Consider the following 11,865-nt stretch of genomic DNA (forward strand, 5'->3'; position numbering starts at 1 on the left):
ATTTGTTTTTTGGGCCCTGCGCGTTCTGTTGTAGAGCCGAGCCCATGCTCGGCTGCATTTCGCGCAGAAGCAGCCGAGCATGGGCTCGGCTCTACAGGATCAACCCTTCAGCGCCGCCTTCACGAACGGCGGGGTCACCAGCACGCCGGTGTGCAGCGCGGCGGTGTAGTACAGGGTGTCGAAGGTCTTGGCGGCCGAATCGGCCTGGCGGAAGTCGAAGCTGCTGTCGCCCTTGCGCGCCAGGGTCACGCTCCACCAGCCGGTGGGGTAGCACGGCTGCGGGAACGGCAGGGTCTTGAACGAGCCGAAGCCGGCCTTGCCCATCTCGGTACGCATTTCGTTGATCAGGTCCAGCTGCATCAGCGGCGACTCCGACTGCTGCACCAGGATGCCGTCGTCCTTCAGGGCCTTGAAGCAGCTCTCGTAGAACGCCTTGTTGAACAGGCCTTCGCCCGGGCCGACCGGATCGGTCGAATCGACGATCACCACGTCCACGCTGCCGGCCGGGCAGTTGGCCATGTAGGCCACGCCGTCGTCGAACATCAGCTCTGCGCGCGGGTCGTCGTTGGAATCGCACAGTTCCGGGAAGTGCTTGCGCGCCATCACCGTCACCTGCTCGTCGATGTCGCACTGGGTCACGCTCTCCACGCCCTTGTGCTTGAGCACTTCGCGCAGGGTGCCGCAGTCGCCGCCGCCGATGATCACCACGCGCTTGGGCGCGGCGTGGGTGAACAGCACCGGGTGGCTGATCATCTCGTGGTAGAAGAAGTTGTCCTTGCTGGTCAGCATGATGGCCCCATCGATGGTCATCAGGTTGCCCCAGTCGGTGGTCTGGAAGATCTCGATCTTCTGGAACGGCGACTGCACTTCGTCCAGCTTGCCGGTGATGCGGTAGCCGATGGCCGAGCCGGTGCGCTCGAAGTGTTCGATGTACCAGTTGCTGTTGTCAGTCATGGGAAAGCATTCCTGTTCGGAAGGGATGGAGCCGGGCTGAAGGCGGGGTGCCACGCATCCGGACGGATCGGCCCGTTCAGGTTGGAACCTGCCACGGGCGCGGGCGCGCATGATAACGAACCTGTGGGCATATAGGCGTTATCATGCCCCCCCTTTTATTTGCCACAAGGCCGACTGCAATGACCGATTGGTCCCTCGACCAAGCCCGCAAGACCTACTCGATCCCGCACTGGGCGGATGGCTATTTCGACGTGGATCAGGCCGGGCACATGGTGGTGAGACCGACCGGGGCGGATGGCCCGGTGGTGTCGCTGCCCAAGGTGGTGGATGCCGCGCGCGCGGCCGGCGCCAAGCTGCCGCTGCTGGTGCGCTTCCCGGACATCCTGGGCCAGCGCCTGGGCAAGCTGCAGGCGGCGTTTGCACAGGCCCAGCAGGATTGGGACTACCCGGGCGGCTACACCGCTGTGTACCCGATCAAGGTGAACCAGCACCGCGGCGTGGCCGGTACCCTGGCCAGCCACCACGGTGAGGGCTTCGGCCTGGAAGCGGGCAGCAAGCCGGAACTGATGGCCGTGCTGGCGCTGTCGCGCCCCGGTGGCCTGATCGTCTGCAACGGCTACAAGGACCGCGAGTACATCCGCCTGGCCCTGATCGGCCGCAAGCTGGGCCTGCAGACCTTCATCGTCATCGAGAAGCCGTCCGAGCTGAAGCTGGTGCTGGAAGAATCCAAGGCGCTGGACGTGAAGCCGGGCCTGGGCGTGCGCATGCGCCTGGCCTCGCTGGGCGCCGGCAAGTGGCAGAACAGTGGTGGCGACAAGGCCAAGTTCGGCCTGTCCCCGCGCCAGCTGCTGGACCTCTGGAAATCGCTGCGCGATACCGAGTACGCCGACTGCCTGAGCCTGCTGCACTTCCACATGGGGTCGCAGATCTCCAACGTGCGCGACATCGCCAACGGCATGCGCGAGGCCACCCGTTACTTCGTCGAGCTGTCACAGCTGGGTGCGAAGATCACCCACGTCGACGTGGGCGGCGGCCTGGGCGTGGACTATGAAGGCACCCGTTCGCGCAGCTTCTGCTCGATCAACTACGGCCTGAACTCGTACGCCAGCAACATCGTGCAGCCGCTGGCCAACGCCTGCGAAGAACACGGCCTGACCCCGCCGCGTATTGTCACCGAGTGCGGCCGCGCGATGACCGCGCACCACGCGGTGCTGATCGCCAACGTGTCCGAAGTGGAACAGGCGCAGGAAGGCCGCGTGCCGGACCAGCACGATGACGAGCCCGCCTCGATCCGCCACCTGCGCGAGATCCACGAAGAACTGGACGTGCGCCCGGCGGTGGAGCTGTTCCAGGAAGCGCAGCACTTCCATGCCGAAGGCCTGTCCAGCTATGCGCTGGGCCAGATCGACCTGCCGCAGCGTGCGCGCATCGACGATCTGTTCTATGCCATCGCCCACGGCGTGCGTGCGCGCCTGAGCTATGACGAGAAGAGCCATCGCCCGGCGCTGGATGAACTGAACGAGCGCCTGGTCGACAAGTACTTCGTCAACTTCAGCGTGTTCGAGTCGATTCCCGATGCGTGGGCGATCGACCAGGTGTTCCCGATCGTGCCGATCGAGCGCCTGAACGAGACGCCGGATCGCCGCGGCATCATCGCCGACATGACCTGCGACTCCGATGGCATGGTCAAGACCTATGTCGAGAACGAAAGCCTGGACAGCTCACTGCCACTGCACGCGATCAAGCACGGCGAAAGCTACCGCATCGGTTTCTTCATGGTCGGTGCCTACCAGGAAATCCTCGGCGACATCCACAACCTGTTCGGTGATACCGACGCGGTGGAAGTGCTGGCCGATGCCGATGGCTACGCCATCACCCAGCAGCGTCGCGGCGATACCACCGACGTGATGCTGGACTACGTGGGCTACAAGCTGGATGACCTGCGTGCGGCCTACGCCGAACGCGTGGCATCGGCAGACCTGTCGCCGGAGCGCGCGCAGGAGCTGTCCGAAGCGCTGGAAGCGGGCCTGACTGGTTATACCTACCTGTCCGACGAACCGCTGATCTGAGGGTGACGGGAACGCCGGGCATGGCCCGGCGCTACCGGCGGTGATGAGTCCCGTCTGATGAGCGCCCGCGCGATCTTCCACTTGTTCCTGCATGCCGCCGTGCCAGCCCTGCTGGCATGGCTGTTCTGGCGCAAGCGTTTCGCCTCGGCGTGGCTGTTGCTGCTGCTGGGCTGGATCATCGACCTGGACCATCTGCTGGCCGATCCGATCTACGCCCCGAACCGCTGCAGCATCGGCTTCCACCCGCTGCATACCGCGCCGGCGATTGCCGTGTATGCGGGCCTGTGCGTTCCGAAGAAGACGCGGCTGGTGGGGATTGGTTTGATGATCCACATCGTGCTGGATGCCATCGACTGCTGGTGGATGCATCATCGTTGATGCTTGATGCGTGTCGACCAAGGTCGACACCTACCGGGTGGCGCGTGATCCGGTAGCGCCGGGCCATGCCCGGCGAGCGCAGCGGCGCGTCACCCCACCGGCAACCACAACGTAGCGCGCAATCCCGGCTGCGCATTTTCCAACGCCAACCGCCCGCCATAGCTGGCGGCGATATCCCCCACGATGGCCAGGCCCAGGCCGCTGCTGCTTTCGCGCTCATCCAGCCGCACGCCGCGCTGGGTGACCTGCGCCAACGCCTCGGCTGCCAGACCTGGACCGTCATCGCGCACATCGATGCGCAACTGCCCTTCGTCCACCCGCGCCGTTACTGTCACATCCCGCTGCGCCCACTTGCCGGCGTTGTCGAGCAGGTTGCCAAGCATTTCTTCCAGGTCGGCGCTGGCGCCGGCGAACTGCAGGTCGCCGGCAATGCCCTCGGCCTGGAACTGCAGCGCACGGTCGCCATGCACCCGTGCCATCAACCTGCACATCGCTTGCGCCACCGCTGCCACCGACGTGCGCTCGCGATGATCGGCGGTCAGCCCGGCGGCGAGATAGCGATCGACGCTGGCCTGCATGCGCGCGCCCTGCTCACGCAGCGTGGTGCGCCACGCGCGGCCTTCGCCATCAGCTTCGGCGGCGAGCACGCTCAGCGGTGTCTTCAGCGCATGCGCCAGGTCCTGTGCACTGGTACGCGCGCGCGCCACCATCCGTTGCTGGTGGTCCAGCAGTGCATTGAGTTCCTCACCCAGCGGCGCGATTTCAGCGCCTAATCCCGCTGTATCGATGCGCTGTGCATCGCCGCGGCGCACACGCTCCAGCTGCGTACCGAGGCGTTGCAGCGGGCGCAGGCCGAAATGCACCTGGCTGGCCAGTACCGCCAGCCACGCAGCAACCAGTACCGCCAGCGCCATCGCGCTGCGTTGGCGGAACGCGGCCACATCCGCGTCCAGTGCGCTGCGGTCGGTGGCGACCACGGCGACATAGGGTTCGTTCGCGCGTGGCAGGCGCACCTGCTGCACGCGCGCGCGCAGCGACTGCTGCAGCGGGCCAGGCAGGTTGCGTTCGGCCGCACCATTGGCGGCCACGGGCAACGTCTCGTCCCACAGCGAACGCGACTGCAGCAGCACCTTGCCGCTGCCATCGGCGATCTGCCAGTAGGCGCCGGAGAACACACGCTGGAAACGCGCGTCATTGGGCTCCTGGCGAAGCTGCAGCTGACCGTCGGCATCGATCTCGGCCTGCGCCAGCAGGGTCAGCATGTCCTGCTGCAGTTCGTTGTCCAGGCGGTCGCGCGCGCTGCGCTTGAACAGTTCGCCCAGCAGCGCACTGGCCAGTGCCGAAACCAGCAGCAGGCCGATGCCACCGGCCAGCAGCAGCCGGCGTCGCAGTGACGGTTGCCGGCTCACGGCGCGGCCAACCGCCAGCCCTGGCCGCGCACGGTCTGGATCAGGTCGGTGCCGAGCTTGCGACGCACACGCCCCAGCAGCACGTCCAGCGCATTCGAATCGGGATCGTGGCCGCCATCGAACACGTGCTCACCCAGACGGTCGCGGCCGATCACTTGGCCGCTGTGGTGGATGAAGTAGCTGAGCAGACGGAATTCCTGTGGGCTCAGTGCTAGTGCCTGGCCGTCCAGATCGAAGCGCCCGGCATTGACGTCCAGCTGCAACGGGCCGCACTGCAGGCGTGGGCTGGCATGGCCGCGGCTGCGACGGATCAGCGCGCGCAGGCGCAGCACCAGTTCATCGGCCTGGAAGGGTTTGGTCAGGTAGTCGTCGGCGCCGGCGTCGAACCCGGCCAGCTTGTCGTGCCAGCGGCCGCGTGCGGTCAGCACCAGCACCGGAAAGTCACGGCCATTGCCGCGCCAGCGTTCGATCACGCTCAGGCCATCCAGCACGGGCAGGCCCAGATCGACAATGGCGGCCTGCAGGTCTTCCACCTGGCCGATCTCCTCGGCCTGTCGACCATCGGCCACCACGTCTACCACGTAACCGGCCTGTTCCAGCAGCGGCTGCAGGCGCTCGGCCAATGCGGCATCGTCTTCGGCCAACAGGATGCGCATCAGTCGTCCAGCTCCGTCTTCAGCAGCCTGCCGTTGCGCGCATCATAGTCCAGCTCCACCACCACGCCGTCGGCGCGCAGGATCTCCACTTCGTATACGCCATCGTCCAGCTCCACTTCCAGCAGCTGGCCGGGGTGGCGCTTGAGTGCATCGCGCACCACGCTTTCCAGCGGCACGTAGCGGCCCTGTTGCACCGCGCGGCGCGCGACCTGCTGCGCCGGGTCCTGGGCGGGGCCGGGGGCGGTCGGGGCGCTGGCCAGCGCCAGCAGCAGGGACAGGGAAGACAGGATCGGCACGTGGATGATGGGGAATGGGGAACAGGCACGAGTGTGCGGCCGCTGACTAACCATTGGCTAACAGCGCCGGCTAAGTGGCTGTTAACCACGCGGCGCATCGTGGCGTTGCCGGGATGGTCCGGCACCGAACAGGAGAACCCCCATGTTGAAGTCGCTCACCCTCGCCACTGTCGTCGCGTTCGCCGTCACTCCCGCTGCCCAGGCCGCACCGCTGGGCATGGCCCAGGTCGAACAGACCCTGCGCAAGGCCGGCTACACCCAGATCCATGAGATCGAGCGCGATGACGGCCTGTGGGAAGCCGACGTCAGCCGTGCCGACGGCCGCTTCAGCGAGGTGTACGTGGACCCGAAGACCGGCGAGATCTTCGACGAGCATGACAGCCGCGCATTGCTGAGTACCGAACAGGTGCTGGCCAAGGCGCAGTCGCAGGGACTGCGTGAGATCCATTCGCTGGAACGCGATGGTGCGACGTGGTCGCTGGAAGCGCGGAATGCCCGCAACCAGCGCGTGGAAGTGCGCCTGAGTGGTTATGACGGCCGCATCCTGCACAGCGAGCGTGATGGCTGGCTGGATTGATGCCTGTTGGGGTGGGCGTGTCGACCAAGGTCGACACCTACCCAGGGCGTGGATTACCAGCCGTAAGGCGGCGGGTAATCCCAATAGCCGGGGCCACCACCGTAGTAGCCGCCACCACCATACGGTCCGAAGAAGCCCGGGCCCTTGCCTTCGCTCACGTGGATGTTGACGTTGACCCCGCGGGTCTTGCCTTCATCGTTGGTGTAGTTCTTGCTGAGATTCAGCGTGGCGGCGTTGTAGTGGGTGTTGCCGTAATTCTTGGCGTAGCCGATGCCGGTGGTGAAACTGCCGGACACCTTGACCTTGTCATCCGTCACGTCGGCGATCCGGCCGTCGCCATTCACGCGCGGGCCGGTCTTGTCGCCGTAGAACGTGCCCGGCGGATCCTGCTGCAGGGTCGGATCGTTGAGATAGCGGATCGGCGTCTGCGGCACGGACAGGTCCAGGCCGGAGGCCTGCGGCGCGGTGGCGCCAGCGGCGGACTGCGCCAACGCGGTCCCGGGCAGGGCGGCCAGGCACAGCAGCAGGGTCAGGGGGCGGATCATGACGGCGCTCCAACGGAGAGGGGCCGCGCAGCACGCGGCGGTACAGGCCGACGCTAGCAGGCGTTGCTTGAATGATGCCTGTCGGCGCCCGCTTGCGGTAGAGCCCGGCCATGCCTGGCTGCACGCTACAACCGCCCGAACCCGAACAGCTCCTGCAGCGGGTGCCGGCGCCGCTCGATCCCGGCCCGCAACAGCCCGGCGCCGATCATCGAATAGGTGATGCCGTTGCCACCATAGGCCATGGCGAACTGCACCCGCGGGCCCCACTGCTTATGCGGGCCGAAGAACGGCAGGCCGTCGGCGGTTTCGGCAAAGGTGCCTGCCCACGAGAACGCCGGGGTCGGCTGCAGGTGCGGGAACCACTGCAGCAGCTGCTTCATCAGTTTACGGGCCTTGCTTTCCACCCGGCCATCGCGGCGGGCGGGAATATCGATGGCATCGTCCAGCCCACCCACCAGCAACCGGCGGTCGCCGGTGGCGCGCAGGTACAGATAGGGACGCGCGCTCTCCCAGACCATCGTGCGCTGCAGCCAGCCCAGCTCGTCAGCGTTGATCGGGTCGGTGATGAAGGCATAGCTGCTGCGGTTGCGGGCTACGCGTGGGTCCAGCCATTGCTGGTTGGCATAGCCCATCGCCAGCACCACGTGGCGGGCGCGGATCTGCATGCCGGATTCCGTACGCGCAGTCACGCCGCGCGTGCTGGGGGTGAGGGCATGCAGCACGGTGCGGTCGTAGACCACGCCGCCGCGCCGACGCACACGCTCGAGCAGTCCATAGGCCAGGCGGTACGGATCCACGCGCGCGGCCTGGCGGGTCAGCAGCGCACCGCCGGCATCGACGCTGAAACGTTCCTGCAGCGCCTCCCGGTCCAGCCAGCGCGCATCCAGGCCGATGCCACGGCGCGCCTCACCTTCGGCCATCAGCCGCGGTACGTCACGGCGGCGACTGGCCAGGTACAGGCTGTCCATCTGCTTGAAATCCACATCCTTCAAGCCGCGTGCCACCTGGCGCAGGGCCGGGATCGCATCCGCGCATGCCTGGTAGGCCAGCGCCGCCGCGTCCTCGCCATACTGCGAGGCCAGCTCCAGCAGATGGGTGTCGATCTCGTACTGCAGCAACGCGGTACTGGCGGCGGTGCTGCCCCAGCCGATGTCGCGCTGCTCGATCACCGCCACGTCGTGCCCATGGGCCGACAGCTCATCGGCGATCAGCGCGCCGGTGATGCCGCCACCCACCACCAGCACATCGCAGTGCAGATCCTGTTCCAGCGGCGGGAAGGCCTGGATCAGGCCGTTGCGCACCGCCCACCACGGGTAGCCACTTTTCAGGTCCATGCGGGTTCGTGCTCAGGCAGTGGGATGGCCGGTATGCGGGGTCTGGATCAGTTCGGACAGATCGAAGCCCTGCAGGCGTGCGGCTGCCAGATAATGGTCCTGCACGGTGGCATCCAGCCGGGGCTCACGCGCCAGCAGCCACAGGTACTTGCGATCGGGGCTGCCGACCAGGGCAACGCTGTAGTCCGGCGCCACCTGCATCACCCAGTAGTCACCCTTGGCGAAGGGCAGCCAGCGCAGGCCCTTGGGCAGGAAGCTGACTTCCAGCCGCGCGCTGTCGTTGTCGATCGCGCACGCCTCACCGGTGGCTTCCTCGACCTCGCCGTCCATGCGGCAGCGGTTGGTGACACCCACGTTGCCGTTGTCGAGCAGCTGGTAATGGGCCGACACATCGGTGCAGCCCTCCGGCTCGTGGCGCATCGGCAGGCGGGCGATCTCGTACCAGGTGCCCAGGTAACGCGGCAGCTTGAGGTCGGTGACGGTCTTCAGGGGCGGCAGGTCGTTCATTGTCAGGCGTGGCAGGAGAGGACCTCCACGATGACGAGGACACTGCCACGGGCGGGTGAAGCCGGGGCGAGGGCCATGTCCAGAACGTTCCGTCGCCCCGACGGAGCGCGTGCCGTCATCGGCGCAGCGGTATGCTTCCGCCAGCGCCGCGTTTTTCCGATCCAACCGCAGTGGAGGTGCCGATGTACCAGGTGATCCTGTTGAAGAGTGAAACCCAGTTCGCCCGCGAGCAGTGGCCGCAGGTCGACGATCTGGTGGACTACGAAGGCGTGGCCTACAGCCTGCGCGCCGGGCCGCGCCAGCCGTTGCCGACCGACCATGCCTGGCACCCGATCGCGGTGTACGCGCCGGATGAGATCACCGAGGAAGAATTCCAGGAGTGGTACGCGCTGCAGCAGCCACAGGTGGAAGAGCTGCGGCTGAAGTACTGAGCCGCCGCCACCCACCAGCGCCTGCGCATCCGCCGTTTACAGCACCTGCCGTATAGTCGCGCGCAGGCGCGGTGGTCCGCGTGAACCGGTGTGGCTGGCTTGTCTTCCTTCTTCCGAACGATCCTGGTGCGTGGCCCCTGGTTGGCCCTGCTGTTGTGCTGCACGTTGCTGCTGGCTGTGCCGGCGCTGGCCCAGAATGATGACCCCACACCGAAGCAGCAGCTGGCGCAGATCGACAGCGCGCTGAAGGATGTTGAACGCAAGCGAGTTGATGCCGAAGCCACCGAAACGCTGGGCACGCTTTCGGAAAACGCATCGCAGGCCAAGCGCGATGCCGAGGCGCTGGAAAAGACCCTGCAGCCGCAGCTGGACCAGCTCAACGAGCAGCTGACGCAGCTGGGCGATGCGCCCAAGGACACCACTGAACCGCCGGAGCTGGCCGCGCAGCGGCGCACGCTGACCCGCCAGCGCGATGCCCTGGTGGCATCGATTGCCCAGGCCAGATCCAGCGCCGTGCGTGCGCAGCAGCTGAGCGCGGACATCGACAAGCAGCGCAACGCGCAGCGCACCGAGGAACTGGGGCGCAAGGTCGCCTCGCCGCTGTCACCGACGCTGTGGCGACAGGTGGCCGACCAGTTGCCAAACGATATCGCCCGCGTCACGCCCTTGGCCCAGCAGGGCCGTGCGGCGCTGACCACGGCCATTGCCACCCACGGTTGGGGCACGTTGCTGCTGGGGCTGACTGCGGCATTGGTGATGATGTTCCCGCTGCGCCTGTGGCTGCGCGCGCTGGGGCGCCGCTTTGCCGCATCCGAGCGTGCTCCCGACGGCCGCCTGCGCCGCTCCGGCCTGGCCATGTGGCTGCTGCTGGTGGGTACCCTGCTGCCCGGCTACGCCGTGGTGGTGCTGGTGGCTGCGCTGGATGCCATCGGCGCGATTCCGCCGCGCCTGCAGAGCGTGGCGGAAGGCGTGCAGGCGGCGACGTTCGCTGCGGCCTTCATTTCCGCGCTCAGCGCCTGCCTGCTGGTGCCCAAGCGGCCCTCGTGGCGGCTGCTGAACCTCGATGACACTGCCGCGCTGAAACTGCGCAAGTACGCCTGGGGCGCTGCGGCACTGGCCTGGCTGAGCACGGTGCTGGTGGCCATCGATCGCGCCACCCGCACCAGCGATGTCACCACGGTGGCGCTGGATGGTGTGATCGCGCTGACCTATCTGGGCCTGATCATGGCCATGCTGGTGACCCTGGCGCGCCTGCATCGGCGCCAGACCGCCGAGGCCGAGGCGAAGCTGGAAGCGCAGGCCGACGGCCAGGGCGCGGCCGTTCCGGTACGCCGCAGCAGCTGGCTGGTGCTGGCGCGGGTCGCCGGCAACATCGCCGTGGTGGCCGCGATCATCGCCACCTTGATGGGCTATGTGAACTTCGCCAAGTTCGTGAACCAGCAGCTGATCGGCGGCAGCATCGTGGTGCTGGCGGCAACCCTGCTGTTCAAGTTCGTCGACGATTTCTCGACCTGGCTGCTCAACGCCGACAGCAAGGTCGGCCAGACCATCCTGCTCAGCACCGGCCTCAGCGTGTCGCGGCTGGAGCAGGCCGGTGTGCTGCTGTCTGCGGTGCTGCGCACGTTCGTGGTGGTGATCGCGCTGCTGGCGCTGGCGGCGCCGTTCGGCAACATCGGCTCGGTGGTCGAGCGCGTCGCGTCGCTGGCCAACGGCATCTCCATCGGCGACATCACGCTCAAGCCCGCGCGGATCGCCATCGCGCTGCTGGTGATGGTGGTGGGGCTGGGACTGACGCAGCTGCTGCAGCGCTGGTTGACCGACACCTACCTGCCCAAGACCGAACTGGACCTGGGCGCGCGCAATTCAATCAGCACCATCACCCGCTACGTGGGCATCATCCTGGTGGCGCTGTGGGCGCTGACCGCGATGGGCCTGAACCTGAAGAACCTGGCGCTGCTGGTCAGTGCGCTCTCGGTAGGTATCGGCTTCGGCCTGCAGGCGATCATCCAGAACTTCGTGTCCGGCCTGATCCTGCTGACCGAGCGCCCGGTGAAGATCGGTGACTGGGTGAAGCTGGGTGACCAGGAAGGTGATATCAAGCGCATCAACGTGCGTTCGACCGAGATCCAGGTGAGCGACAAGTCCACCTTGATCGTGCCCAATTCCGAGTTGATCACCAAGACCATCCGCAACATGACGATGGGCAACAACCAGGGCCGCATCCAGATCCAGTTCGCGGTGCCGGCCAGCACCGATGTCGCGGGCCTGCGACAGGCGCTGCTGGATGCCTACGGTGCGCACAACACGGTGCTGCAGCAGCCGGCGCCGTCGGTGTACATCGACAGCATCGCTGGCGGCCAGATCACCATCAACAGCTTCGCCTACGTGGCCAGCCCGCGGCAGGTGTATGGCACGCGCAGCGATCTGTATTTCAGCCTGTTGCAGATCCTGGCCGAGCGGAACATTCCGTTGTCCACGCCGACCGACATCCACATCACCCGGGATCCGCAGCAGTAAGAGGGTGGGTCGGCAGGGCTGCGCCCTGCACCTGCCGAAGCAACGGCAACAGCAACGGCAACAGCAACGGCCGAAGCAAAAGCGGGTTTCCTGTGGGATGGCGGGGTGGGTCCGGTTGCGGGGGACGCTGCAAGTACGTCCATGTAAGCTCGGTCGCGCCATCCATGGCGCTCACGCCCCCGCAACCGGACC

Annotated in this window: 12 protein-coding genes; 5 read left to right on the plus strand and 7 right to left on the minus strand. The window is 66.7% G+C overall.

All coding sequences use genetic code 11. The annotated features are described in order from the left end of the window. Positions 1-99: 99 nt before the first annotated feature. On the minus strand, positions 100-954 hold the full coding sequence (gene speE, locus ACFX4F_RS21170) for a polyamine aminopropyltransferase (protein WP_100462137.1): 855 nt from the start codon (positions 952-954) through the stop codon (positions 100-102). Between the two features lie 179 nt (positions 955-1,133). Between speE and speA the strand changes: the two genes are divergently transcribed. Beyond that, on the plus strand, positions 1,134-3,023 hold the full coding sequence (gene speA / locus ACFX4F_RS21175; RefSeq protein ID WP_049465636.1) for an arginine decarboxylase: 1,890 nt from the start codon (positions 1,134-1,136) through the stop codon (positions 3,021-3,023). Positions 3,024-3,080: 57 nt separating this feature from the next. Continuing rightward, entirely contained in the window at positions 3,081-3,401 is a 321-nt protein-coding gene (locus ACFX4F_RS21180; RefSeq protein WP_033832425.1) for a DUF6122 family protein, read from the plus strand. An 89-nt stretch (positions 3,402-3,490) separates the two neighbouring features. On the opposite strand, the gene ACFX4F_RS21185 is transcribed toward ACFX4F_RS21180, so the two are convergent. Genes ACFX4F_RS21185 through ACFX4F_RS21195 form a run of 3 tightly spaced genes read right to left on the minus strand, consistent with a single transcriptional unit; the run spans position 3,491 to position 5,756 of the window. Further along, positions 3,491-4,810 carry an ATP-binding protein gene (locus tag ACFX4F_RS21185; protein WP_380658331.1) on the minus strand — a complete coding sequence of 440 codons (1,320 nt, stop codon included), beginning with the start codon at positions 4,808-4,810 and terminating at the stop codon, positions 3,491-3,493. Further along, on the minus strand, positions 4,807-5,466 hold the full coding sequence (locus ACFX4F_RS21190; RefSeq protein ID WP_380658333.1) for a response regulator transcription factor: 660 nt from the start codon (positions 5,464-5,466) through the stop codon (positions 4,807-4,809). Before ACFX4F_RS21190 ends, ACFX4F_RS21185 begins: the two co-directional genes overlap by 4 nt. Continuing rightward, positions 5,466-5,756 carry a PepSY domain-containing protein gene (locus ACFX4F_RS21195; protein WP_380658342.1) on the minus strand — a complete coding sequence of 97 codons (291 nt, stop codon included), beginning with the start codon at positions 5,754-5,756 and terminating at the stop codon, positions 5,466-5,468. Before ACFX4F_RS21195 ends, ACFX4F_RS21190 begins: the two co-directional genes overlap by 1 nt. Positions 5,757-5,904: 148 nt before the next feature. Here ACFX4F_RS21195 and ACFX4F_RS21200 point away from each other — a divergent pair, with 148 nt between their 5' ends. Next, complete coding sequence (locus ACFX4F_RS21200) at positions 5,905-6,339, plus strand: PepSY domain-containing protein (protein ID WP_099819725.1); 435 nt, start codon at positions 5,905-5,907, stop codon at positions 6,337-6,339. Between the two features lie 53 nt (positions 6,340-6,392). Here the strand turns inward: ACFX4F_RS21200 and ACFX4F_RS21205 are convergent, their stop codons facing one another. From ACFX4F_RS21205 to ACFX4F_RS21215, 3 genes are all read right to left on the minus strand, one after another. Next, a complete protein-coding gene (locus ACFX4F_RS21205) occupies positions 6,393-6,884 on the minus strand; it encodes a hypothetical protein (protein ID WP_099819724.1) in 492 nt (163 codons plus the stop codon). A gap of 125 nt (positions 6,885-7,009) precedes the next feature. After that, a complete protein-coding gene (locus tag ACFX4F_RS21210; RefSeq protein WP_380658335.1) occupies positions 7,010-8,218 on the minus strand; it encodes an NAD(P)/FAD-dependent oxidoreductase in 1,209 nt (402 codons plus the stop codon). A gap of 12 nt (positions 8,219-8,230) precedes the next feature. Further along, the gene (locus ACFX4F_RS21215; RefSeq protein WP_380658337.1) at positions 8,231-8,725 is read right to left on the minus strand and encodes a lipocalin family protein; all 495 of its coding nucleotides are present in this window, start codon (positions 8,723-8,725) and stop codon (positions 8,231-8,233) included. 182 nt (positions 8,726-8,907) lie between these two features. Here ACFX4F_RS21215 and ACFX4F_RS21220 point away from each other — a divergent pair, with 182 nt between their 5' ends. Both ACFX4F_RS21220 and ACFX4F_RS21225 read left to right on the plus strand, forming a co-directional pair. Further along, complete coding sequence (locus tag ACFX4F_RS21220; RefSeq protein ID WP_089237451.1) at positions 8,908-9,156, plus strand: hypothetical protein; 249 nt, start codon at positions 8,908-8,910, stop codon at positions 9,154-9,156. Positions 9,157-9,246: 90 nt separating this feature from the next. After that, on the plus strand, positions 9,247-11,673 hold the full coding sequence (locus tag ACFX4F_RS21225; protein WP_380658340.1) for a DUF3772 domain-containing protein: 2,427 nt from the start codon (positions 9,247-9,249) through the stop codon (positions 11,671-11,673). Positions 11,674-11,865: the final 192 nt, after the last annotated feature.

Source organism: Stenotrophomonas sp. YIM B13575 (genome assembly GCF_042787595.1).
Taxonomy (GTDB): Bacteria; Pseudomonadota; Gammaproteobacteria; order Xanthomonadales; family Xanthomonadaceae; genus Stenotrophomonas; species Stenotrophomonas lactitubi_B.